The following is a 24,268-nucleotide window of genomic DNA, read 5'->3' on the forward strand; positions in this document are numbered from 1 at the left end:
AGACATGTCACGCATTTGACCGAAAATGGAGCCAAAAAAGTCTTTGCTGTGTACAGGCCCTGGACAAATTTGGCGGGGGCGTCAAGGGCCTGGACACAGCAGGGGCCAGCTGGCTGGGCGCGCCGATCGCCACGCCCTCGGCGTGGGGCGGTGTGATTTCCCCGCCGCGGCGTCACAGCCGCGCGCCGGGGATGTCCCCCGGCGCGGCTACGGTGATCCCGATGGCCCTGCACCTGCACCGCGCCGAGCGAACCGACCTGCTCGCCGACGGTCTCGGCGCGCTGCTGGCCGTCCCGCAATCCGACCCGTTCGCCGCCGAACTCGTGGTGGTGCCGGCCCGCGGCGTGGAACGCTGGCTCAGTCAGCGGCTATCGCACGTCCTCGGTGGCGGGGACGGTGCCGGGGGCGTCTGCGCCGGGGTGTGGTTCCGGTCGCCGGCATCGTTGATCGCCGAGATCGCCGGGACCGAGGACGACGATCCGTGGTCGCCCGACGCGATGGCCTGGCCGCTGCTGGAAGTCATCGACGCGAGCCTCGACGAGCCGTGGTGCCGCACGCTGGCCACCCACCTCGGCCACTTCGTGGCCGGCGAGGAGAAGGAGCTGCGTCGGGGCAGGCGGTACGCGGTGGCCCGCCGGCTGGCCGCACTGTTCGCCTCCTACGCCCGCCAGCGCCCCCGGCTCCTGGTCGAGTGGCTGGCCGGCGAACCCGACGCTCTGGGCGCCGACCTGCGGTGGCAGCCACACCTCTGGCGTGCCCTGGTTGCCAGGATGGGCATCGACCCGCCTCACGAGCGGCACGCCAAAACACTTGCCCGGCTGCACGAGTCGGGGGCGGACCTGCCGGCCAGGGTGTCGCTGTTCGGGCACACCCGGCTGCCGAGCACCGAGATCGAACTCGTCGGCGCGCTGGCCGAACACCACGATGTGCACCTGTGGCTGCCGCATCCCAGCGCCGCGCTGTGGACCGCGCTGAGCGGCGTGCGGGGCACCGTCGTGCGCAGCGACGACACCAGCCACCGGTTGGCCGCCCACCCGTTGCTGGCCACCCTCGGCCGCGACGTCCGCGAACTGCAGCGGGGCCTGCCCGCCTCGGTGGCCACTGACGAGTTCCTGGGCGCCGAGCGTCTTCCGGACACGCTGCTGGGCTGGCTGCAATCCGATATCGCCGCCAATGCCGAACGGCCGCAGGGTCGTTCGTACGCCGGCGACCGGTCGGTGCAGGTGCACAGCTGTCACGGCGCGGCCCGCCAGGTCGATGTGCTGCGTGAGGTCCTGCTCGGTCTGCTCGCCGAGGACCGCACCCTGGAACCCCGCGACATCCTGGTGATGTGCCCGGACATCGAGACCTACGCCCCGCTGATCGTCGCGGACTTCGGCCTCGGCGACGTGGTGCCTGGTGCGCATCCCGCCCACCAGCTGCGGGTGCGGCTGGCCGATCGTGCGTTGATCCAGACCAACCCACTGCTCGGGGTGGCGGCCAAACTGTTGGCGTTGGCAGGCAGCCGGGTGACCGCGACCGAGGTGCTGGACTTCGCCCATCTGGAACCGGTGCGGGCGCGATTCGCCTTCAGTGACGATGACCTGGAGACCATCACCCGCTGGGTGCAGCAGGCCAACATCCGGTGGGGCTTCGATGCCGAGCACCGGGCCCCGTTCGGAATCCCGTTCATCCAGAACACCTGGCGGTTCGGTCTGGACCGGGTGCTGGCCGGGGTCGCGATGTCCGACGATTCCAAGGACTGGCTGGATGTGACCCTGCCGCTGGATGATGTCGGCAGCAACAGCGTCGAACTGGCAGGCCGGCTGGCCGAGTGTGTGGACCGGTTGCAGCGCATCGTCGACGCGCTGAGCGGGGTCCGTCCGTTACGGCAGTGGCTGACCGCGCTGCAAGACGGTGTCGGCATGCTCACGGCCACCAGCGGTGACGATGCTTGGCAGACCAGTCAGCTGCAACGCGAGTTCGGCGACGTGCTGACCTCGGCCGGGCACCGGGCCGACACCGAGCTGCGGCTTCCGGACGTCACCGCACTGCTGGGTCGGCATCTGTCCGGGCGGCCGACCCGGGCGAACTTCCGCACCGGCACGCTGACGGTGTGCACCATGGTTCCGATGCGCTCGGTGCCGCACCGGGTGGTGTGCCTGGTCGGCTTGGACGACACCGTGTTTCCCCGGATCGGCGTGGTCGACGGCGACGACGTGCTGGCGCGCGACCCGAGGACCGGTGAGCGCGACATCCGCTCCGAGGACCGTCAGCTGCTGCTGGACGCGATCTGCGCCGCGACCGACAAGTTGGTGATCACCTACACGGGAGCCAACGAGTACTCCGGGCAACAGCGGCCGCCCGCGGTTCCGTTGGCCGAACTGCTCGACGCGCTGGACCGCACCACCGAAGCGCCGGTGCGTGAGGAGATACTCATTCGGCACCCGTTGCAGCCCTTCGATGTTCGCAATGTGACGCCGGGTGCGCTCGGGGTTCCCGACGAACCGTTCACCTTCGACTCCAGCGCGCTCGCTGCTGCGTCGATCACCGGCGGTCACCGCCCCGAACAGCCCGACCTCCTGGCGAACCCGCTGCCCGCACCAGGGCCCGACGATGTCACGCTGGCCGATCTGTCGAAGTTCTTCGCCAATCCGGTCAAAGGCTTCTTCACCGCCCTGGACGTGACGCTGCCGTGGGACGTCGAGGGTGTCGAGGACGCCATGCCTGTCGAGATCGACAACCTGCAGCAGTGGACCGTCGGCCAGCGACTGCTCACCGACATGCTGGCCGGAATGGATCCCGATCGGGCCGGGCAGGCGGAATGGCGCCGGGGCACGCTGCCACCGGGGCGGCTGGGCTGGCGAACCGCCGGCGAATTGCGCGACCAGGCAACGGAACTGGCGCGGGCAGCGCTGGCTCATCGAACCGGGACCCCGCACGCCTACGACGTGGACGTCGATCTGGGCGGCGGCCGTCGTCTCACCGGCACCGTCTCCGGTGTGTACGGCAAGCGGCTCTTGGAGGTGACGTTCTCCAAGCTGGACGCTCCGCACCTGCTGCGGGCGTGGATCCCGATGCTGGCGCTGTGCGCGGCCCATCCTGGGCAGTGGTCCGCGGTGTGCATCGGCAGGCAGCGGCGCCGCAACGGGGTGGTCGAGCGTCTGCTGGGGGCACCGCAGGAGGACCCGACCGCGCTGCTGCGGGATCTGGTCGCGATCTACGACGCCGGCCGCCGCGAGCCGATTCCCCTGCCCATCAAGACGTCTCATGCCTGGGCCGTGGCACGGATCAGTGGCCAGGACCCCCGAAGCGAAGCCTGGTCGAAGTGGCGTTACGAGCGCGATGACCGCGCCATCGAGCGGGTCTGGGGCCGGGATCCCGATCTGGACCCGTTGCTGACCGAGCCACGTCCCGGGGAGGAAACGCCCGGTGAGCTGACCCGGCTGGGAGCCTATGCGGCGCGGCTGTGGGCACCGCTGCTGCGTGCCGAGGACGGTGCCTGATGGATCAGTTCGATCTGCTGGGCCCCTTGCCGGAGCACGGTTCGACGACGGTGCTGGAAGCCAGCGCCGGGACCGGCAAGACATTCACGCTCGCCGCACTGGTGACCCGCTATGTGGCCGAGGGTCGGGCCAGGCTGGACCAGATGCTGCTGATCACGTTCAGCCGGGCGGCCACCCAGGAGTTGCGCGAGCGTGTACGGCGCGCGCTGCAGGAGGCATTGCGCGCGTTCGACGACCCCGAATTCGCTCAGGGCAACGATGTTGTGGCCGCGCTGACCCGTGGTGCGCCGGCAGAACTGGTTGAACGTCGGCACCGGTTACGCGACGCGCTGGCCGGGTTCGATGCCGCCACGATCGCCACCACCCACCAGTTCTGCCACCTGGTGCTGAAATCCCTTGGTGTTGCCGGGGACACCGACTCCCATGTGACTCTGGCCGAGAGCTTGGACGAACTGGTCGCCGAGATCGTCGACGACCTGTACCTGGCCCACTTCGGTCAGGAGCGTGAGCCGCCGCCGATCAGCCGCGCGGAGGCGCTCAAGCTGGGCCGTGAGGTGGTCGCCAATCCGGGCACCGAGCTTCGGCCGTTGAATCCGCCGCCGGGCTCGCAGCCCGCGGTCCGGGTCGGCTTCGCCAACGATGTTCTGACCGAGCTGGATCGGCGCAAACGCCGCCGCGGGATCCTCAGCTACGACGATCTGCTCGGCCGGCTGGCCGATGCGCTGGAATCGGCCGAATCGCCGGCCGCGACCCGCATGCACCAGCGGTGGTCAGTGGTGATGGTCGACGAGTTCCAGGACACCGATCCGGTGCAGTGGCAGGTGATCGAGCGCGCGTTCGGCCGCCAGTCGACGCTCATCCTCATCGGCGATCCCAAGCAGGCGATCTACGCCTTTCGGGGCGGGGACATCGTCACCTACCTGCATGCCGCCAAGACCGCGGGGCAGCGCCGCACACTCGGCATGAACTGGCGCAGTGATTCGGTGCTGGTCGACCGCCTGCAGAACGTGTTGGGCGGGGCCGAACTCGGCGACCCCGACATCAAAGTCCTTCCCGTACAGGCCCACCATCGTGGGCACCGGTTGGCGGGTGCCCCGCACAACGACCCGTTCCGGTTGCGGGTGGTCAGCAGGGACAGCTTCGGGCAACGGGGTACCCGCACAATCCGCATGGACGCCCTGCGCCCACACATCGCCGCCGACCTGGCAGCCGACATCGCCGCGCTGCTGGCGAGCAAGGCCACCTTCGACGGCAGTCCTCTGCAGGCCAACGACATCGCCGTCATCACCGAAAGCCACGCCGACGCCAGGGCGTGCTTCGACGCGCTGGTGACCGCAGGCGTTCCGGCCGTCTACACCGGTGACACCGATGTGCTCAGGTCGCAGGCCGCCGACGACTGGCTGAGCCTGCTGGAGGCGTTCGACCAGCTGCACCGGCCGGGGCTGGTGCGCGCCGCCGCGACGACGATGTTCTTCGGCAAGACCGCCGAGGATCTCGCCAGCGGCGGTGACACGCTGACCGACCGGGTCGCGGACACCTTGCGGCAGTGGGCAGATCATGCCCGTGAAGCCGGCGTGGCGGCGGTGTTCGAGGCGGCGCAGCTGGCGGGTATGGGCCGCCGGGTGCTGTCCTGGGCCGGCGGCGAACGCAACATGACCGATCTCGCCCATGTCACTCAGCTGCTGCACGAGGTGTCCCACCGGGACCAGCTCAGCCTCACCGCATTACGCGACTGGCTGCGTACTCAGCGCGAGGAGCGCAGCGGCGCGCCGGAACGAAACCGCCGCCTCGACAGCGATGCCGCCGCGGTGCAGATCATGACGGTGTGGGTGAGCAAGGGGCTCCAGTTCCCGATCGTCTACTTGCCATTGGCGTTCAATCGCTATGTGCGCAGCGAGGATCTGGTCCGTTTCCACGACCAGGAGCGGCGCTGCCTGCACGTCGGCGGTGACCAGAGCGCCGAGCTGGCAACGGCGCAACGGCTCGGCAGGCAGGAGTCCGCCGGCGAGGAGACCAGGCTGACGTATGTCGCGATGACGCGGGCGCAGTCGCAGGTGGTGACATGGTGGGCGCCGTCCTGGGACGAACCCAACGGCGGCCTGTCGCGCCTGCTGCGGGGCCGCCGGCCGGGGCAGAGCACGGTTCCGGACCGCTGCGATCCCGAACGGGTCGACGACGCCGACGCGATGGCGCTACTCAGGGAATGGGAAACCGCAGGCGGCCCCGTGCTGGAAGAGTCGGTCGTCGCCGAGCCTGCCGAGCTGGCCGTGGAGCAGCCACGAGAAGACCTGGGTGTCCGGCACTTTCATCGCGGCATCGACACCACGTGGCGGCGAACCTCCTACTCCGGCCTGATCCGCGCCGCTGAGACGACCGGGGTCGGCAGTGAGCCCGAGGTGATCCAGCTCGACGACGAGGTCGCCGACATCGCGGTGAGCGCACCGCCGTCGGGATCGGATGTGCCATCCCCGATGGCCGACCTGCCGACCGGCGCCACGTTCGGCAGCCTGGTGCACGCAGTCCTGGAAACCGCCGACCCGTTCGCCGGCGACCTGGCGGCTGAACTGCAGACCCAGATCGAGCGGCACTCGGTGTGGTGGCCGGTGGACGTCGCTGCGGCGGAATTGGCCACGGCCCTGGTGCCGATGCACGACACCCCCCTCGGCCCGCTCGCCGGCGAACTGACCTTGCGCCAGATCGGGATGCGGGACCGGTTGTGCGAGATGGACTTCGAGTTCCCGCTGTCCGGCGGCGATCGGGGTACAGGCCGACCCGAGACGCGGCTGGCTGACGTCGGCCGGCTGCTGAGCGCGCACCTGCCCGCCGACGACCCGCTGGCGCCCTACGTCGAGCGGCTCAGCGGCGGCCCGCTCGGCGCGCAGTCGTTGCGCGGCTATCTGTCCGGATCCGTGGACGTGGTGTTGCGGATACCCGACGGTGCGGGGCATCGCTATCTGGTGGTCGACTACAAGACCAACTGGCTGGGGGAGGCTGACCGCCCGCTGTCCGCCGCCGACTACGACCGCGATCGGATGGCTGAGGCGATGCTGCATTCCGACTATCCCCTGCAGGCGTTGCTGTACAGCGTTGTGCTGCACCGGTTCCTGCGCTGGCGGCTGCCCGGGTACCAGCCGGACCAGCACCTGGGTGGGGTGCTGTATCTGTTCGTCCGCGGTATGTGCGGCCCGGACACGCCGACCGCCGGCGGTCACCCTGCCGGGGTGTTCAGCTGGCGGCCGCCCGCGGCGTTGGTGACGGCGGTGTCCGACCTGCTCGACGGACCGCGGGTGCCGGCGTGACCGTCGAGGTGACCGACGCCGCAGACTGGCGGCGGTGCGCCGGTGCCACCGGATTGCTGCGGGTGTTCAACGAAGCCGGGGCCATCGAAGCAGCTGATGTCCTTGTCGCCCAACGGCTCACGGCACTGGGCAAGGAGCCCGACGAGCTGGTCGCGCTGGCGATCGCGTTCGTGGTGCGCGCGGTGCGCGGCGGATCAGTGTGCGTGGAACTCGCGGCGGTGGCGGAGCAGGTCGACATCGACGACGTGCCGTGGCCGGAGCCGGGGGAGTGGCTGGCGGCCGTCGCGGCCAGTCCACTGCTGCACTCCCCGGCGGTGTTGCACATCGACGAAGGCCTGCTCTACTTCGACCGGTACTGGCTGGAGGAACGCCAAGTCGCCACCGATGTACTGGCGCTGACCGCCGCCCGGCCGCAGCGCCGGTTGCCCGACATTGCACGGCTTTTCCCGGCGGGATACGACGAACAACGCCGGGTCGCGGAGGTCGCCCTGGCCCAGGGGCTCACGGTGCTGACCGGGGGGCCGGGCACCGGCAAGACCACCACCGTGGCGAGACTGCTGGCACTGCTGGCCGAGCAGGCGGAACTCGAAGGCACGCCGGGTCTGCGGATCGCGCTGGCTGCGCCGACCGGCAAGGCGGCCGCCCGGCTGCAGGAGGCGGTGCAGGCTGAGGTCGACGAACTGACGCCCGCCGATCGCGATCGGCTGCACGGGCTGCGCGCCACCACGCTGCACCGGCTGCTGGGTCCGCTGCCCAGGACCTCGGCCCGGTTTCGGCACCACCGGGAGAATCGGCTGCCGCACGACGTGATCGTCGTCGACGAAACGTCGATGGTGTCGCTGACGATGATGGCCCGCCTGGTGGAAGCGGTCCGGCCGGACTCGCGGCTGCTGCTGGTGGGCGACCCCGACCAGCTGGCCTCGGTGGAAGCCGGTGCGGTACTGGCGGATTTGGTGGAGGGACTCAGTGCGCGCGGCGATACGCCGGTAACCAAGCTGATCACGTCGCACCGGTTCGGCGCATCGATCGGGGCGCTGGCGCTGGCGATCCGGGTCGGTGACGCCAACCGCGCGATCGACGTCCTGAATGCCGGTGGTGAACACATCGAATGGATCGACACCGAGGAGCCCACCACGGCGCTTCGTCAGGTGCTGGTTCCGCATGCGATCGGATTGCGCGAGGCCGCGGTGCTGGGCAACGGACCGGCCGCGCTGGCCGCTCTCGAGGAGCACCGGCTGCTGTGTGCGCACCGGCGCGGGCCGCACGGCGTGGCGTATTGGAATCGTCAGGTCGAGCGGTGGCTGGTCGAGGAAACCGATGCCCCGCAATGGGCTTCGTGGTACGCCGGTCGCCCGGTGCTGGTGACCGCCAACGACTACGGACTGCGGCTCTACAACGGTGACATCGGGGTCACCGTGCTGCGCGACGGTGTGCTGCGGGTGGCGATGGCGGGGGCCGACGGCACCGCCGAGTTCGCCACCAGCCGGCTTGCCGATATCGAGACCATGCATGGGATGACGATCCACAAGAGCCAGGGCAGTCAGGTCGAGGAGGTGACGGTGCTGCTGCCGCCGACGGATTCGCGGTTGCTCAGCCGGGAGTTGTTGTACACCGCGGTGACTCGCGCCAAGACCAAGGTGCGGGTGGTCGGCTCGGCCGAGCAGCTGCGTGCCGCCGTGGGGCGACGGGCGGCGCGGGCCAGCGGGCTCAGCCGCCGCCTCACCCAGTGACGCTCGGCGGCGGAGTCAGCGCGCTGACGGGTCGGCGGTCGCCTCGATCGTGGCGACCAGGCCGTCGCGGATGGTGAGCACGACGACGGCGAACAGCCGCCGGTGGCTGAACGCCAGCACGACGGGCCGCTCGACCGGGCCGCTGACGAGCGTCGCGCCGGTGAGGTAGCGCAGCAGGTTCTGCCCGACCGCGTGCCTGCCGTGGTTCACCTGCGGAGGTGGCGCCGGATCGGCCAGGACGGTGCCGGAGCCCCACACGTCGGGTGCCAGAACCTCGGTCAACGCCGCGAGGTCGCCGTCGGCGCACGCGGCGATGAACCGCTCGGTGACCAGATGGTGTTCGGTGTCGTCGACCGCGGCGGTGACCGGTGCGGCGGCGTGGATCTTGCTGCGGGCGCGGCGGGCGAGTTGACGGCACGTCGCGGCGGGACGCCCGACGGTCTCGGCGATGTCCTCGAACGGCACCCGGAAGACGTCGTGCAGGACGAACGCCACCCGCTCGGCGGGACTGAGCCGGGCCAGCACCTCGAACAGCGCGTCGTGCACCTCGTCGTCCAAGGTGACCCGGTCACCTGGATCAGGCATCGCGCTGTGGTGCAGCGGCGTCCAGAGTTCCATCCGCTCGGGTTCGGCGGTGGTCACCCGTCGGTGCCGGGCCGACCGTACGTGGTCGAGGCAGAGTCTGCTGCTGACCACGGTAAGCCAGCCGCGCGGGTCATCGATGTCGTCCAGATCGGTCTGGGACAGCCGCAGGAATGCCTCCTGCACAATGTCTTCCGCGTCGCCGACGTCGCCGACCATCTGGTAGGCCAGGTTGATCAGGTACGGGCGGTGGGCCTTCAGCAGGGCGGGAAGGGTGTCGCTCATGTCATAGACGACGAATCGGCATGCCCAAAAGTTACCGCTGTCACCTTCCGGTGCGCCATCTCGTCGTTGTTGGTATGAACAATCCACAACCACCGCGCTGGCTCAAGCCGATGAACCGCGTCATGATGGCCGTGCAGAAAATCGGGCTGCACACCGGGCCCGCCTACGTACTGACCGTCCCCGGTCGGAAATCGGGAAAGCCGCGCAGCACCCCGATGACACCGTTCGAATACGACGGCGGTCTGTACACCGTCGCCGGATATCCCGGGGCGGACTGGGCGCGCAACGCGAAGGCGGCCGGCGCCGGGACGCTGAGCCGCGGGCGGCGTTCCCGCCAGGTCACGATCGTCGAACTCGGCGCCGAGGAAGCCAAACCGGTGCTGCGGGCGTTCCCCGAACAGGTGCCGGTCGGAGTGATGTTCGCCAAACGCTCCGGCCTGGTGCGTGACGGCACGCCCGACGAATTCGAGGCGTTGGCAGGCACACTCGCGGTATTCCGCTTCGATCCGCTAACGCACTAGCCTGCGCAGCAGCGCCGACGCCGCCGCGATACCGAGCACCGCCGCCAGCGCGAGCACGCCGAGGTCGAGCCACGGATGCGCCGACGGAATGCCCACCAGCAGCAGCCGAAGTGAATCCACTTCGTAGGACAGCGGATTGATTCGCGACAACCAGCGCAGCCACTCCGGCATCACCGCCACCGGGTACAGCGCGTTCGAGGCGAAGAACAACGGCATAGTGATCGCCTGCCCGATGCCCATCAGCCGGTCCCGGTTGCGTACCAGCCCGGCCAATGTCATTGACAGGCAGGCGAAGAACGCCGACCCGAGCATCACCACACCCATCGCCGCCACGATCCGCAACGGGTTGTGCGTCATCCCGATGCCCATCAGGTAGGCCAACACCAGGACCCCGATCACCTGCGCGACCGACCGCACACCCGCGGCGAACGCCTTGCCCGTCACCAACGCCGACGCCGGCGCCGGGGTCACCATCAGCTTGGCCAGGATCCCGGCATCGCGATCCCAGATGATCTGGATGCCGTAGAAAATCGAGATGAACAGCGCCGACTGGGCGATGATCCCGGGCGCCAGGAATTCCAGATACGGCACCGAGCCGGTGTCGATGACGTGTAGCCGGTTGAACGTCGTGCCGAAGATCAACAGCCACAACGCCGGCTGCACCGTGCGGGTCAGCAGCTCGGTGCGGTCGTGGCGCAGTTTCTGCAACTCGACCCAGGCGAACGTCTGCATCCGGGCGGCCATGCTGGGCACCCGTCGCCAGCCGCGGGGTGCCCGAAGCAGCCGGGTGCCTGCCGTGGAATCAACCGGCATTGCGCGCCGCCTTCCGTCCGGCCCGGATCCCGCCGAGGCCGTTGTGCTCCACGGTGTCGTCGAGCCCCGATCCGGCGTAATGGCGGAACACATCCTCCAGGGATGCCTGGGGGCCGACTTTCGTCTTGAGTTCGGCCGGCGTGCCCACCGCCCGCAGCCGTCCGTGGTGCATCAGTGCCACCCGGTCGCAGAGCACGTCGGCTTCTTCCATGTAGTGGGTGGTCAGCAGGACGGTCATGCCGAACTCCTGTTGCATGCTGTGCACCTGGTCCCAAACACTGTCGCGGGCAATGGGATCCAGGCCCACGGTGGGTTCGTCGAGGATCAGTAGCGACGGCTGGTTAACCAGGGCCTGGGCCAGCTCGAGCCTGCGGACCATGCCCCCGGAGTAGGTGTTGGCCAGCCGGTCGGCGACGTCGACCAGTTGCATCGCCGCCAGTGCCTCGTCGACCCGTCGCTTGCGCACCGCGCGCGGAACGTCGTAGAGCCGGGCGAACCATTCCACGTTCTGCCTGCCGGTCAGTGCGGGTTCGATCGAAAGTTGTTGGGGCACATAGCCGAGGTTGTATCGGATGTCCATGGTGTCGCGTCGCGAGTCGAGTCCGAAGATGTGGACCTGACCGTGCTGAACCGGAGTCAGTGTGGTCAGAACGCGAACGACGGTGGTCTTGCCTGCTCCGTTGGGGCCCAGTAGGCCGACCGTTTCGCCGGGTTGTACCTGCAACGTCAGATCGTCGACGGCGGTGAAGTCGCCGTAGCGGTGGGTCAGGTGCCGGCAGTCGATCGCGGGTGCGGTCATGGTCGCTTCTCCTGGAGGGTGGCGGTCAGGGCGGCGAGCACTCGCATGCCCTCGGCGAGGGCTCGGGCGTCGTCGTCGTCGAGCTCATCGAGGGCGTCGGCCAGGGCCGCTCTTCGTGCGGCCCGCGAGGCGTCGGCGAGCTTCTGCGCCGGTGGGGTGAGGGTCAGGCGGCCGACGCGGCGGTCGTCGGGGTCGGGGGTGCGCGTCAGCAGTCCGTCGGATGACAGCTTCGACACCAGCGTGGACGCGGTGTTGGCGGCCAGCCCGAGCTCGGTGGCGGCCGCGCTGACCGAGATCCCCGGCTGGCGTCCGACCAGCCGGAGCAGCTCGGCCTGCGATTCGGTCAGTCCGGCGAAGGAGGCACCGGCGGTTCGGCGGACCGTGCGCCGGAACCGGCCGACGGTGCCGAACAGCTCGGCGACGAGATCGGTGCGGAGGGTCACCCCACCAACTTAACTCTGTTTCAGAGCTAAGTCTTCTCGATCCGGTGTTGTTGCACGTCGGCCAACACTCCCGACCGAGTCACCATCGTCATGTACGTGCAGAACGGCTGGCGACGGCGATCGGTCGGCGAGCCGGGGTTCAGCAGCCGCAGTCCGGTCTTGGTGGTGGTGTCCCACGGGATGTGGCTGTGGCCGAACACCAGCACATCGCTGTGCGGATACTGTTGCGCCATCCTGGCTTCCCGACCCGACGCCGCCCCGGTTTCGTGCACGACGGTGAAGCGCAGACCATCCAACGTCACGTCGTTGCGTTCAGGTAGCCGCGACCGCAACTCTGCCCCGTCGTTGTTGCCCCAGCAGGCGATCAGACGGCGAGAGCGCGCCGACAACTCGTCGAGCAAGCCCACCTCGACCCAGTCACCGGCGTGGATGACGACGTCGCACTGCTCGACCTCGTGCCACACCTGTGCGGGCAGATCGCGGGCGCGCTTGGGAATGTGAGTGTCGGCCAACAGCAGCAGACGCATAGATCGATCCTTGCACGAACCTCAGCCCTCGCTGCGCGCCTCCGCTCCGGTCTCGCCGGCGTCGAACGTGTCGTCGGGACCGGTCTCGCCGACGTAGCTGCCGTCGTCGCCGTCCTTGCCGGCCCGCGACGAGGCCACCTTCGGGTCCTCGTGGACGTCCTCTTCGCTCTTGTCAGTAGGTTGCGTCATCAGGCCGGGTTACCCCATTGATTGAGCGCTTACGCCGCATATTTCACCTGGATGCCGAACGTGAGCGCTCACTCAACGCTCTACGCTGGGATGACTATGGACAGCGACGACGTCGAGAAGAGCTGGCACGACCCGGCAACCTTCCGCGCTGCGGTGATCTACGTCGTATCCGTCGTCGCGGTCGCTGCCGTGGCGTTCGCGGCGACCGTGCTCTGGCACTCGCTGATCGCGGGCGTGCTGGTTCCGGTGATCCTGTTCACCGGTGGTGTCGGTGCGTTCATCAAGACCTATCGGGTGTGGCGAACCGAGGGCACCTGGCCGATCTGGCAGGGCGCGGGCTGGATCCTGCTGGCGCTGTTCCTGTTCTGCCTGGGTGTCCCCGTCGGGGTGTGGTGAGCGGGCCACCGCCATACTCGTCAGGTGACTGATACCCCTGACCTGCCGTTGGCCGGTGTCCGCATCGTCGAGATCTCCAGCTTCGTGGCAGTTCCGCTGGCCGGTATGACGCTGGCCCAACTGGGCGCCGAGGTCATCCGTGTCGACCCGGTCGGCGGCGCGGCCGACTACAAGCGCTGGCCACTGACGCAGGCCGGGGACAGCATCTATTGGGCGGGCCTGAACAAGAGCAAGCGCTCGGTCGCCGCCGACATGCGCTCGGAGAAAGGACAGCGGCTGGTCGCCCGGCTGATCGCCGACGCGGGTGTATTGATCACCAATGTTGCCGGGCGGCAATGGCATTCCTACGACGAGCTGAGCGCTCTCCGCCCCGACCTCATCCATCTGGAAGTGGTCGGCCGTGGCGACGGGTCCACCGGGGTGGACTACACCGTCAACGCCGCCACCGGATTTCCTCTCGTCACCGGCTCGCCGAGCCAGGGCGGTCCGGTCAACCACGTGCTGCCTGCCTGGGACGTCAGCTGCGGTCTGTATGCCGCGCTGGCGATCCTGGTAGCCCTGCGGCGCAGGGATGCGACGGGGGCGGGCAGCCGCATCCGGCTTCCGCTCGACGACGTCGCACTGGCCACCGCGGCAAACCTCGGCTTCCTCACCGAGCCGATGGTCAACGGCACCCAGCGACCGCGCCTGGGCAATGCGATCTACGGCCAGTACGGCCAGGACTACACCAGCAGCGACGGCGCCACCTTCATGCTGGTCGCGCTGACCAACCGGCACTTCCGTGACCTCACCGAGCTCACCGGGACGACGAAAGCCGTTGCCGCCGTTGCCGAAGCGCTGGGTGCCGACTTCGCCGACGAGGGTCAGCGCTACGAGCACCGGGCGGTGCTGACCGGCCTGTTCGCGCCGTGGTTCCGAAGCCACACCGCCGACGAGGTGAGCGCGGCGCTGTCGGCCAGCTCGGTGCTGTGGGACCGCTACCTCGACTTCGCCGAAGTCGCGAAGGACCCGCGGGTGACGGCTAATCCGTTGTTCAGCGCAGTGGAGCAGCCCAGGATCGGCACCTACCTGGCACCGGGGCTGCCGATGTCGGTCGACGGTGCACACGTAGCCGCTCAGCCCGCGCCCGCGCTCGGTGATGACACCGCGGCCGTGCTGACCGAGTTCGGGCTCACCGACGACGAGATCACCGAGCTGCTCGAATCCGGCACTGTGACAACGGGAACCGGTCCCGCGTGAGCACGCTGTCGCGGCTGCTGAACGTCACCCCGGACCATGCCGGTGCTTTTGTCGGGGAAGCGAGCGGACCGCCGGACAAACGCGCTTACGGCGGCCACCTCGCCGCACAGGCGATGGCCGCGGCCTGCCACACCGTCGATGCCGACAAGGCACCGACCAGCCTGCACGTCCAGTTCCTGCGCGGCGGGGATGCGGGTGCGCCGGTCCACTACGAGGTCGACCACGTCTACGACGGCCGCACCACGGCGTCGCGGCGGGTGCTGGCCCGCCAGGATGGGCGGCTGCTGACCACCGCGACCATGTCGTTCTCCGCCGCGGCGGACGGTCCCGAGCACGCGGCACAGGCGACAACGTCCGGTGATCCCGAGCAACTGCCCGCCACCGGTCCCATCGGCCCGGCGCCGTCACTGCCGCTCGACGAGATCGACATCCGCACCGACGATGACCGCAGTACAGGCGAATTCGTGCGCCGGCTGTGGTGGCGAGTCACCGTGCCGCTGGACGGTCCGGCATGGCTGGGCGCCTGCGCGGCGGTCTACGTCACCGATATCTACGGCATCGATCCGGTACTGCAGGTGCACGGCCACTCGATGGTCGACCGCAGCCACCGCACCGCGACCACCGACTCGTCCATCTGGTTCCACCGGCCGATCGACGCCGGGCAATGGAATCTGCTGGAATCGCGCTCACCGGCCGCCGCGCGGGGGCGCGGTCTGGTGACGTTGAACCTCTACGACGCCGACAAGGTGCTGACCGCCACCCTGGTTCAGGAAGGGCTGGCGATCGTCCGCTCCTGAGGACGCGACCGGCGAGCCTGCCGCTCTGTCGCCAACGCCCGGGTCTCGTCGGACAACGGCGCGCCCAGCATCGCGGCGACGGTGTCGACCAGATGACTGATGAACAGCCGGTCGTCGGCGTGCGGCGCGGTGGCCGCGCGGCGCCCCAGCTCCACCGCGGCGTAGACCAGCGCACCCAGCCGCGGGTGCAGGGTGACAGCCACCGGATCGAGCATCGGCTCCAACAAGGCGCGCCAGCGTTGCAGGCTGCCGGAGCGCCCGGTCAGGTCGAACGACGGCACCGGCCGGTTCAGCAGGTCGGCGTGGACGCGCAGGAACGCCGGGCCGCCATCGGGGTCGGCCAGCTTGGCGGCCAGCGGGCGGACCAACGCCGAGGCCATCGCCCGCATCGACGGCGTGGCCTCGCCCTCGATGCCGTCCAGCAGGGCATCTCGGCGCGCGTCGACGACCGGCAGGTGCTTGTCGGCGATCGCCGCGAGCACCCCGGCGCGGTCAGTGAAGTGGTACTGCACCGCCATCACATTGCGGGCACCCGCCTCGCGGGCGATCTCCCGCAGGCTGACCGCGTCGACGCCGCGCTCGGCGAACAACCGCTCGGCGGTTGCCACCAGATTGGCCGACGTGTCGGCGGCCATTCAGCGCGCCATCACAGCTGGGCGACCTCGTGTTCGAGCAGTTCGGCCAGCTTCGCCTGGGCAGCCGCACGCCGGGTCGGGATGTGCTGCGACGGGAACAGGGTGTGGACCGGCTCGTACTCCTTGAGTGTGCGGCGCGCGACGGTCAGCTTGTGCACCTCGGTCGGACCGTCGGCGATCGCCAGCGATTCCGCGCCCACCAACATCTTCACGAACGGCATCTCGTCGGAAACACCCAATGCCCCATGCAGATGCATGGCCCGCTGCACCACGTCGTGCAACACCTGCGGCATAGCGACCTTCACCGCGGCGATGTCCCGGCGCACCTTCTGGTAGTCGTGGTACTTGTCGATCTTCCACGCGGTGCGCAGCACCAGCAGCCGGAACTGTTCGATCTGGATCCAGCTGTCGGCGATCTTCTCCTGCGTCATCTGGTAGTCGCCGAGGGGACCGCTGCGGGTCTGACGCGACACCGCCCGCTCACACATCATGTCGAATGCCTTGCGGGCCAACGCGATCGTGCGCATGGCGTGGTGCACCCGGCCGCCGCCGAGCCGGGTCTGCGCGATCGCGAACGCCTGCCCCTCACCACCGAGCACGTGGTCGGCAGGCACCCGGACGTCGTTGTAGCGGACGTAGCCATGGCCGGCGCGGTCGTCGGACTCGCCGCCGACGCCGACGTTGCGGATGATCTCGATGCCCGGGGTCTCGGCCGGCACGATGAACAGCGACATCTTCTGATGCGTGCGGGCCTCCGGATTGGTCACCACCATGACGATGAAGAAGCTGGCGTTGCGGGCATTGGAGGAAAACCACTTCTCGCCGTTGATGACCCACTCGTCCCCGTCGCGCTCGCCATGGGTGGTGAACAGGCCGGGATCCGAACCACCATGCGGCTCGGTCATCGAGTAGCACGACGACATCTCGCCGTCGAGCAGCGGCTGCAGGTAGCGCTTCTTCTGTTCCTCGGTGCCGAACATCGCGAGGATCTCGGCATTACCGGAGTCCGGCGCCTGTGAGCCGAAAACTGAAGGCGCCCAACGTGAGCGGCCGACGATCTCGTTGAGCAACGCCAGCTTGACCTGGCCGTAGCCCTGGCCGCCGAGCTCCGGGCTCAGGTGCGCCGCCCACAGCCCCTGCTCGCGGACCGCCTGTTGCAGGGGACGCAGCACCCGCAGCACCTGGGGGTTGGTCTTCTCGTACGGGTCCAGCGGGGCGAAGTCCAGCGGCTCGAGCTTGTCCTGCATGAACTCCTCGACCCAGTCGAGCTTCTTCTGGTACTCGGGGTCGGTTTCGAAATCCCACATGGTGACGTCCTCGGATCGGCAGCGTTAAGGCGCCGCGATCATAACTTCATGCATCTGCATTAATCAACGACCGGCGATCACCGGCCCGCCGGATCAGGCATGCTTCCAGCGTGCTGTTGCTCAGCCGGATCACCGGCCAGGACGTGCGGGCGGCCGGTGACCGGGTCATCGGCCAACTCGCTGACCTGACCGTGCTCCTCAGCCAGCCGTCGGGACGCCTTCTCGTCGAGCGGTTACTGATCACCCGCCGCCGGGAGCCCCCGCTGCTGGTGCCGTGGGACCGTGTGATCAGCTTCGAGCGCGACAAACTCACGATCGCCGGGGACGTCCAGAACGCCGACTTCGAGCTGCGTGAGCACGAGATCCGGCTGGTGCGAGACGTACTGGACACCCAGGTCGTCGACGTGGTGGGGCAGCGGGTGGCCCGCGTCGCGGACGTGGTGCTGGCGCGAACGGAGGCCCACCGCCTCGAACTGGTCGGTGTGGAGGTGGGTTTCGGCGCGGTGTTGCGGCGCCTGCGGCTGGAACCGCTCGGTGTGCGCGTCGGTCGCGACATCGTCGACTGGGCTGACCTCCACCTGACCTCCGAACGCGGCCACGCAGCCCAGCTCGCCTGCCGGCGCTCGGCCGTGCACCGCCTCGACGCCCGCGGCCTGGCGGCACTGGTCAGCCGGGTGGACACCGAATCGGCCACCGAGATACTCGCGGTCAGAGGTCCCCGGCTGGCCGCCGACGTCGTCCGCGCCGCCCATCCGTCGGTGGCTGAACGCGTCCTGCGCGCGATGCCGGGCGCGCACGCCGCCCAGATCGTGGCGGCCATGTCCGACGAGCACGCCGGGCGGTGGCGCGAACGACTCAGGCATGCTCCCGGCCGGCACTTTCTGCGCTCGCGGGTGTGGCCGCGGCGCCGGCACCTCGGTGACGTGACGTCATGACCGCGGCGGGCCGCACCACCACCAGGGTCGGCGCACTGCTCGCCGTCCTCGGCCCCGGATTGCTGGCCGGGCTGTCCGACGACGATCCGGCCGGTATCACCACCTACTCGGTGCTCGGTGCCGACCACGGCTACCAGCTGCTGTGGGTGCTGCTGCTGTCCACCGTCGCGCTGATCGTGTTCCACAGTCTGGCCGCCAGGATGGGGGTGGTCACCGGTCAAGGGTTGATCGGGTTGGTACGGCAGCGCTACGGCGTCCGGGTGGGCGCAGCCATCCTGGCCGCCCTGGTGATCGCCAACGTCGGAACCACCTGCGCCGAATTCGCCGGTATCGCAGCAGGATTCGAACTCTTCGGCCTCAGTCGATACATCAGTGTTCCCGCCGCGGCAGTCGCCGTCTCGCTGCTGGTGCTGCGCGGCAGCTTCCACCGCGTCGAGCGGCTGCTGCTGGCGTTGTCCACGGTCTTCCTCGCCTACGTCGCGTCCGGATTCCTGGCCAAACCTGACTGGGGGGCCGCACTGCACGGGACGTTCGTGCCGACGATGCCGATGACCGGACCGGCGATCGCGATCGTGACGGCCACGCTGGGCACCACGCTGGCGCCGTGGGGGTTGTCGTTCATGCAGTCCTACGCCGTCGACAAGAAACTCCGCACCGACGACCTCCCGCTGGAGCGGGTGGACGTGATCACCGGCGCGGTGCTGACCGGTGTCATCGGGTTCTTCGTGGTGGTCGCCTGCGCGGCGACCCTGCACCGCGACGGGCGCGGCATCAGCGACGCCGCCGATGCGGCGGTCGCTCTGCAACCGCTGGCCGGTGAGGCGGCGGGCACGTTGTTCGCGGTGGGACTGATCGGCGCGGCGTTCCTGGCCGCCTCCATCCTGCCGTTGTCGACGGCCTACGCCGTCTGCGAATACGCCGGCGTGGAGGCCGCGATCGACGATCCCTACCGCGAGGCCCGCACGTTCTATCTGACGTACGGGATCGTCACCGTGCTCGGCGCCGTCATCGTCCTGGCCCCCAACGCCCCGCTGGTGCCGATCCTCATCGGTACCCAGGTGCTCAACGCGGTGCTGTTGATTCCGCTGATGGTCGCGATGATCGGGCTGGGCCGCGACCGTGAACTCATGGGCCGGTTCGCGATGCGCCGTTCCGGGACGATCGTCTACAGCGTCACCACTGTCGTGGTCGTGGTCTGTGTCGCGGCATTGGGCATCACGATGGCCTTCGGCTGAGCAGAACGGAGCGCCTAGTGAGCACTACAGTTGCCCTCGACGTCGACGACTCCGGCGTCGCCCTGATCACTCTGGACGGCCCGGAACGGCTCAACGCGTTCTCCGCCGACACCGCCCGCCAGCTCGGCCAGGCCTATCGCCGGTGCGACGCCGACGATGCCGTCCGCGCCGTGGTGGTCACCGGCGCAGGCCGGGCATTCTGTGCCGGGGCCGACATGACCGCCGCCGCTGCGGCGTTCGACGCCCCCGACGAGGGCTTCAGCGCCTCGCCCATCCAGCCGCCGGCCTGGCGGGTGCGCAAGCTGGTGATCGCTGCGATCAACGGCCCCGCGATCGGCATCGGGCTGACCCTGGCGCTGCAATGCGACATCCGGCTGGTCGCCGAGGACGCCAAGCTCGCGATCCCCCAGGTGCGCCGCGGCATGATCGGCGACTGCGCCGTGCACGCCACCCTCAAGCGCGCCGTCGGCCTGGCCGTGGCCGCCGACATCCTGCTCACCGGCCGCACGTTCACCGGCCGGGAGGCGGCCACCCTCGGGATCGCCAGCCGCGCGCTCCCCTCAGGCGAGGTGCTCCCGGCCGCGCTGGAGCTCGCCCGCGACGTGGCGCTGGCCGCCAACCCGGCCTCGGTGGCATACAGCAAGCGGCTGCTATGGACTGAGACCGACCTCGACGCGGTGGCCGACGAGGAGACTACGGTGCACCTGAAATTGATGGGCGGCCCGGACGCGGCCGAGGGCCCGGCCGCCTGGCGGGAGAAGCGGCCCCCGGTGTGGCGGTCCACGGCCGGCGAGACGGGAGACCCCGCATGACCACCACGGCCGAGGTTCTCTCCGGAGTCGATCTGACCGGCCGGACGGTCGTCATCACCGGCGCCTCGACCGGCCTGGGGCTGCAGACCGCCCGGGCCATGCAGTCCGTCGGCGCCGAGATCGTCGCGGCGGTACGCGATCTGGACAAGACCCGCTCGGTGATCGACTGCGAGACCGTGCACCTCGAACTCGGCGACCTGCGTTCGGCGCGCGCCGCGGCCGAGGCGATCGCCACCCGTCACGACCGCATCGACGTGCTCATCAACAACGCCGGGGTGATGGCCCCGCCACTGACCCGCACCGTGCAGGGCTACGAAATGCAGCTCGGCACCAACCATCTCGGTCACTTCGTGCTCACCACCGGACTGGCCGACCGCTTTGGGGACGGCACGCGCATCGTCAACCTCAGCAGCCGCGGACACCAGCTCGGCGGGATCCGATGGGATGACCCGAACTACGACGACGAGAGCGCCTACGACAAGTGGCAGGCGTACGGGCAGAGCAAGACCGCCAATGTGCTGTTCACCGTCGAATCGGAACGGCGGTGGGGACCGCTGGGCGTGCATTCGTTCGCTGTGCATCCCGGGGTGGTGTTCACCGATCTGGCCCGGCACATGACCCGCGACGATTTCCGTGCTGGCGGCACGCTGGCCAACCTCGAGGTGACCGACGTCGAGCACGGAGCGGCGACCACGGTGTGGGCGGCCACCAGCCCCGAACTCGACGGGCGGGGCGGTCTCTATCTCGAGGACTGCCACGTCGCCGACGCGATGGTCGACGGTGTCGAGGGCGGGTACGCGCCCTGGGCGGTCGACCCCGCGCAGGCCGCCCGGTTGTGGGAGTGGTCTGCGCGCCAGGCCACGCTTAATTTGGGTGACTAACCTGCAGTGGTGCCCATCGACGTCCGTCCCGCCCGCAAGGCTGACATCCCGGCTTTGGCGCGGGTCCTGGGTCGAGCGTTTCACGACGACCCGGTGATGGCGTGGGTGCAACCCGACGTCGAGCGGCGCAGGGCTGCACTGCCCGGAATGTTCAGCGCCCTGACCCGCCACCACTTCCTGGCCGGTCGTGGCACCGAGGTGGCAGTATCCGACGACGGGATCGCGGCAGCCGCGCTGTGGGATCCGCCCGGCCGGTGGGAGCAGTCGCCGCGCGAACAGCTGGCGATGCTGCCCGGCGTCATCCGCGCCTTTCGCGGCCGGCTGGCCGCCGGGCGGGCGGTGACCGACCTGATGAAAGAGCACCATCCGGAGGAGCCGCACTGGTACCTGGGCGTCATCGGCAGCGACCCCAGCGTGCGTGGTGGCGGGTTCGGTCACGCGCTGATGTGCTCGCGGCTGGATCGCTGCGACGCCGAATACGCTCCCGCCTACCTCGAGTCCAGCAACCCCGACAACATTCCGTACTACCAACGGTTCGGTTTCGAGGTGACCGGGGAGATCACGCTGCCCGAAGGCGGCCCGTCATTGTGGCCGATGTGGCGCGCAGCGCGATGACACCGCGGGCGGTTTAACCGCCCCGGCAGCCGGGCAGCCCGTTGGCATGACCAATCCAGCCGACTTCGCAGATGACAGTGGCCCCGGCGACACCCTGAGCGGCTCGGAGTCGCTCGACTCCGACGAGGTGCGCAACAGCGACGGCGACGATGTTGTGGACCCACCTGAAGGATGGAGTGGGGCAACCAAGTTCGGCATCACAGCGCGGGAGGAACGCGAGGGCGAGTCGTTGGACGCTCGGCTCAGCGAAGAAGAGCCCGACGTGATCGCCGACATCGAGCCGGACGACACCGCCCCGGATCGGGCGCATCGCGGCCAGATCAGCGGGACCCCCGAAGACGGTGACTCGCTGTACCCCCTTGTGGACTGAGTTGTGGACTGACGACCCCGGCGCCGCGGGCGTGTCGTAACCGCTTCACGTTAAGCGGAATTGACATCTGCGGCGATCTCGCCTGAACGTTTGCTGAGTGCCGGAAAATCTTGAATTCAAGTTGGTGAAAACTGCGCATCGCGCGTTCCCCATTGTGATAATCGGGCCAGCGGTGCTTCGGACCATGGCGGTCCCCCGGAGGGGAGGGGATCGGCCATGGTCCGTTCGCTTTTCCTACTCCGCTGCGCGCAGCACCACCATCGAGCGGGACTCGACTCGCACCGGTGTGGACGCTTTCACCACCGCCGCTTCGTCGATCTCGCCGACCCCCGCCGACGTGTTGACGACAGGTTGCCAAGCCTTACCAAACTCGGCCGGCGGCAAGACGAATTCGATCGGTTCGTGGTGGGCGTTGAAGCACAGCACGAAGGAGTCGTCGGAGACGCGTTGCCCGCGGGGATCACGATCTGGTATGCCGTGTCCGTTGAGGTACACAGCCACCGACTTGCCGAAGCCCGAATCCCAGTCCTCGTCGTTCATCTCCGAACCGTCCGGGCGGAACCAGGAGATGTCCGGCATGCCTTCGCTGCCGCGGCGCCGCACCGGTCGGCCGTTGAAGAACCGCCGCCTGCGAAACACCGGATGGGCCGCGCGAAGTGCCGACACCGAGGCCGTGAACTCCAGCAGCTCGTCGTCGGCCGAATCCCAGTCGATCCAGGTGATCTCGTTGTCCTGGCAGTAGCCGTTGTTGTTGCCGCCCTGGGTCCGGCCCAGCTCGTCGCCGTGGCAGATCATCGGAACACCCTGGGACAAGATCGTGGTGGCAATCAGGTTGCGCTGCTGGCGATTACGCAGCTCGTTGATCTCCGGATCGTCGGTTGGTCCCTCCGCCCCGCAATTCCACGAGTTGTTGTTGCTCTCGCCGTCGTTATTGTCCTCGCCGTTGGCCTCATTGTGTTTCTCGTTGTAGGACACCAGGTCTCGCAACGTGAAGCCGTCGTGGGCGGTGACGAAGTTGATCGACGCGACCGGTCGGCGGGCGGTGTGCTCGTAGAGGTCGGCCGAGCCGGTCAGCCGAGAGGCAAATTCGCCGAGGCTGGCGTCTTCGCCGCGCCAGAAGTCGCGGACGGTGTCGCGGTACTTGCCGTTCCACTCCGTCCACTGCGGCGGGAAGTTACCCACCTGGTAGCCGCCGGGGCCGACGTCCCACGGCTCGGCGATCAACTTCACCTGACTGACGGTCGGATCTTGTTGCACGAGTTCGAAGAACGCGCTCAGGCGGTCGACGTCATAGAACTCGCGGGCCAGGGTTGAGGCGAGGTCGAACCGGAAGCCGTCCACGTGCATCTCGGTCACCCAGTACCGCAGCGAATCCATGATCAACTGCAGCGAGTGCGGATGCCCGACGTTGAGACTGTTGCCGGTGCCGGTGTAGTCCATGTAATAGCGCTTGTCGTCATCGACGAGCCGGTAGTAGGCGGCGTTGTCGATGCCGCGGAAGGACAGCGTCGGCCCCATGTGGTTGCCTTCTGCGGTGTGGTTGTACACCACGTCGAGGATCACCTCGATCCCGGCTTCGTGCAGCGTGCGAACCATCGCCTTGAATTCCTGCACCTGCCCACCGGGCGTCGAGCTGGCCGAGTACTTGCTGTCCGGGGCGAAGAACCCAATGGTGTTGTAGCCCCAGTAGTTCGACAGGCCTTTGTCGATCAGGGTGGAGTCGTTGGCGAAGTGGTGCACCGGCATCAACTCGATGGCCGTGGCGCCGATCGCATTCAGGTGGTCGATGATCGCCGGGTGTGAGATCGCCGAGTACGTCCCGCGAATGGCGTCCGGAATGTCGGGATGGGTTTGCGTCAGGCCTTTGACGTGCGCCTCGTAAATGACGCTGTCGGCATACTCCCGCTGCGGGGGCCGGTCGACACCCCAGTCGAAGTACGGGTTGATGACGACCGATTTGGGCATGCTCGCGGCCGAGTCGTCGTCGTTGCGGCTGTCGGGTTCGCCGAAGTTGTAGCCGAACAGCGACTGGTTCCAGTCGAAATGACCGTCGATGGCTTTGGCGTACGGGTCCAGTAGCAGCTTGTTGGGATTGCAGCGGTGCCCTTCGGCGGGATCATGCGGGCCGTGCACCCGGTAGCCGTAGCGCTGGCCCGGTTCGATGCCCGGCAGAAACCCGTGCCAGACGAATCCGTCGACCTCGGGCAAGGCGATACGTGTCTCGGCGCCGTCTTCCTCGAACAGGCACAATTCCACCCGCTCGGCCACTTCGGAGAACACCGCGAAGTTTGTGCCGTAGCCGTCGTAGGAGGCGCCCAGCGGGTAGGCCTTACCAGGCCATACCTCAGTTGCAGCGTTGGTCACGTGGGACTC

Annotated in this window: 22 protein-coding genes; 13 read left to right on the forward strand and 9 right to left on the reverse strand. The window is 68.7% G+C overall.

Annotated features, from left to right (window positions below; all coding sequences use genetic code 11):
• Nucleotides 1–221: 221 nt before the first annotated feature.
• The 3 genes from recC to recD are packed head-to-tail and all read left to right on the forward strand — an operon-like array spanning nt 222 to nt 8,514.
• Entirely contained in the window at nt 222–3,485 is a 3,264-nt protein-coding gene (recC, locus tag CRM90_RS18685) for an exodeoxyribonuclease V subunit gamma (protein ID WP_102808436.1), read from the forward strand.
• A complete protein-coding gene (gene recB, locus CRM90_RS18690; RefSeq protein ID WP_102808437.1) occupies nt 3,485–6,784 on the forward strand; it encodes an exodeoxyribonuclease V subunit beta in 3,300 nt (1,099 codons plus the stop codon). Before recC ends, recB begins: the two co-directional genes overlap by 1 nt.
• Complete coding sequence (gene recD, locus CRM90_RS18695) at nt 6,781–8,514, forward strand: exodeoxyribonuclease V subunit alpha (RefSeq protein WP_102808438.1); 1,734 nt, start codon at nt 6,781–6,783, stop codon at nt 8,512–8,514. The genes recB and recD overlap by 4 nt, the downstream gene beginning before the upstream one ends.
• Nucleotides 8,515–8,529: 15 nt before the next feature.
• On the opposite strand, the gene sigI is transcribed toward recD, so the two are convergent.
• Nucleotides 8,530–9,381 carry an RNA polymerase sigma factor SigI gene (gene sigI, locus CRM90_RS18700; protein WP_102808439.1) on the reverse strand — a complete coding sequence of 284 codons (852 nt, stop codon included), beginning with the start codon at nt 9,379–9,381 and terminating at the stop codon, nt 8,530–8,532.
• Nucleotides 9,382–9,455: 74 nt separating this feature from the next.
• Between sigI and CRM90_RS18705 the strand changes: the two genes are divergently transcribed.
• Nucleotides 9,456–9,902, forward strand: a complete 447-nt coding sequence (locus CRM90_RS18705) for a nitroreductase family deazaflavin-dependent oxidoreductase (protein ID WP_102808440.1) — start codon at nt 9,456–9,458, stop codon at nt 9,900–9,902.
• On the opposite strand, the gene CRM90_RS18710 is transcribed toward CRM90_RS18705, so the two are convergent.
• The 5 genes from CRM90_RS18710 to CRM90_RS30730 are packed head-to-tail and all read right to left on the reverse strand — an operon-like array spanning nt 9,891 to nt 12,673.
• The gene (locus CRM90_RS18710) at nt 9,891–10,715 is read right to left on the reverse strand and encodes an ABC transporter permease (protein ID WP_102808441.1); all 825 of its coding nucleotides are present in this window, start codon (nt 10,713–10,715) and stop codon (nt 9,891–9,893) included. The genes CRM90_RS18705 and CRM90_RS18710 overlap by 12 nt on opposite strands.
• A complete protein-coding gene (locus CRM90_RS18715; protein ID WP_102808442.1) occupies nt 10,705–11,514 on the reverse strand; it encodes an ATP-binding cassette domain-containing protein in 810 nt (269 codons plus the stop codon). The genes CRM90_RS18710 and CRM90_RS18715 overlap by 11 nt, the downstream gene beginning before the upstream one ends.
• Nucleotides 11,511–11,957 carry a MarR family transcriptional regulator gene (locus tag CRM90_RS18720; protein WP_102808443.1) on the reverse strand — a complete coding sequence of 149 codons (447 nt, stop codon included), beginning with the start codon at nt 11,955–11,957 and terminating at the stop codon, nt 11,511–11,513. The genes CRM90_RS18715 and CRM90_RS18720 overlap by 4 nt, the downstream gene beginning before the upstream one ends.
• 26 nt (nt 11,958–11,983) lie before the next feature.
• On the reverse strand, nt 11,984–12,484 hold the full coding sequence (locus CRM90_RS18725; protein WP_102808444.1) for a metallophosphoesterase family protein: 501 nt from the start codon (nt 12,482–12,484) through the stop codon (nt 11,984–11,986).
• 21 nt (nt 12,485–12,505) lie between these two features.
• Nucleotides 12,506–12,673 carry a hypothetical protein gene (locus tag CRM90_RS30730; protein ID WP_199189950.1) on the reverse strand — a complete coding sequence of 56 codons (168 nt, stop codon included), beginning with the start codon at nt 12,671–12,673 and terminating at the stop codon, nt 12,506–12,508.
• A 90-nt stretch (nt 12,674–12,763) separates the two neighbouring features.
• On the opposite strand from CRM90_RS30730, the gene CRM90_RS18730 reads away from it, so the two are divergent.
• Genes CRM90_RS18730 through CRM90_RS18740 form a run of 3 tightly spaced genes read left to right on the forward strand, consistent with a single transcriptional unit; the run spans nt 12,764 to nt 15,105 of the window.
• Nucleotides 12,764–13,069, forward strand: coding sequence for a hypothetical protein (locus CRM90_RS18730; protein ID WP_102808445.1), 306 nt, complete (start codon nt 12,764–12,766; stop codon nt 13,067–13,069).
• A 24-nt stretch (nt 13,070–13,093) separates the two neighbouring features.
• Nucleotides 13,094–14,308 carry a CoA transferase gene (locus tag CRM90_RS18735; protein WP_102808446.1) on the forward strand — a complete coding sequence of 405 codons (1,215 nt, stop codon included), beginning with the start codon at nt 13,094–13,096 and terminating at the stop codon, nt 14,306–14,308.
• Nucleotides 14,305–15,105, forward strand: a complete 801-nt coding sequence (locus CRM90_RS18740) for an acyl-CoA thioesterase (RefSeq protein ID WP_102808447.1) — start codon at nt 14,305–14,307, stop codon at nt 15,103–15,105. The genes CRM90_RS18735 and CRM90_RS18740 overlap by 4 nt, the downstream gene beginning before the upstream one ends.
• Here CRM90_RS18740 and CRM90_RS18745 read toward each other — a convergent pair.
• Nucleotides 15,075–15,740: a TetR/AcrR family transcriptional regulator gene (locus CRM90_RS18745; protein WP_102808448.1), complete on the reverse strand. Its 666-nt coding sequence runs from the start codon at nt 15,738–15,740 to the stop codon at nt 15,075–15,077. The two genes, CRM90_RS18740 and CRM90_RS18745, sit on opposite strands and share 31 nt — an antisense overlap.
• 11 nt (nt 15,741–15,751) lie before the next feature.
• The gene (locus tag CRM90_RS18750) at nt 15,752–17,047 is read right to left on the reverse strand and encodes an acyl-CoA dehydrogenase family protein (RefSeq protein WP_102808449.1); all 1,296 of its coding nucleotides are present in this window, start codon (nt 17,045–17,047) and stop codon (nt 15,752–15,754) included.
• Between the two features lie 110 nt (nt 17,048–17,157).
• Here CRM90_RS18750 and CRM90_RS18755 point away from each other — a divergent pair, with 110 nt between their 5' ends.
• Genes CRM90_RS18755 through CRM90_RS18780 form a run of 6 tightly spaced genes read left to right on the forward strand, consistent with a single transcriptional unit; the run spans nt 17,158 to nt 21,895 of the window.
• The gene (locus tag CRM90_RS18755; protein WP_102808450.1) at nt 17,158–17,982 is read left to right on the forward strand and encodes a PRC-barrel domain-containing protein; all 825 of its coding nucleotides are present in this window, start codon (nt 17,158–17,160) and stop codon (nt 17,980–17,982) included.
• On the forward strand, nt 17,979–19,217 hold the full coding sequence (locus CRM90_RS18760; protein WP_102808451.1) for an NRAMP family divalent metal transporter: 1,239 nt from the start codon (nt 17,979–17,981) through the stop codon (nt 19,215–19,217). The genes CRM90_RS18755 and CRM90_RS18760 overlap by 4 nt, the downstream gene beginning before the upstream one ends.
• Nucleotides 19,218–19,234: 17 nt before the next feature.
• Nucleotides 19,235–20,029 (forward strand): enoyl-CoA hydratase/isomerase family protein, encoded by a 795-nt coding sequence (locus CRM90_RS18765; protein ID WP_102808452.1) that lies wholly within the window; start codon nt 19,235–19,237, stop codon nt 20,027–20,029.
• Nucleotides 20,026–20,910 (forward strand): SDR family NAD(P)-dependent oxidoreductase, encoded by an 885-nt coding sequence (locus tag CRM90_RS18770; RefSeq protein ID WP_102808453.1) that lies wholly within the window; start codon nt 20,026–20,028, stop codon nt 20,908–20,910. The genes CRM90_RS18765 and CRM90_RS18770 overlap by 4 nt, the downstream gene beginning before the upstream one ends.
• A gap of 9 nt (nt 20,911–20,919) precedes the next feature.
• Nucleotides 20,920–21,525: a GNAT family N-acetyltransferase gene (locus CRM90_RS18775; protein ID WP_102808519.1), complete on the forward strand. Its 606-nt coding sequence runs from the start codon at nt 20,920–20,922 to the stop codon at nt 21,523–21,525.
• Nucleotides 21,526–21,571: 46 nt separating this feature from the next.
• Complete coding sequence (locus CRM90_RS18780) at nt 21,572–21,895, forward strand: hypothetical protein (RefSeq protein WP_102808454.1); 324 nt, start codon at nt 21,572–21,574, stop codon at nt 21,893–21,895.
• Between the two features lie 234 nt (nt 21,896–22,129).
• Here CRM90_RS18780 and glgX read toward each other — a convergent pair whose 3' ends face one another.
• Nucleotides 22,130–24,259: a glycogen debranching protein GlgX gene (glgX, locus tag CRM90_RS18785; protein WP_102808455.1), complete on the reverse strand. Its 2,130-nt coding sequence runs from the start codon at nt 24,257–24,259 to the stop codon at nt 22,130–22,132.
• Between the last annotated feature and the right edge of the window lie 9 nt (nt 24,260–24,268).

Origin of the sequence: Mycobacterium sp. ENV421, from assembly GCF_002887815.1 — a bacterium.
Classification (GTDB): Bacteria; Actinomycetota; Actinomycetes; order Mycobacteriales; family Mycobacteriaceae; genus Mycobacterium.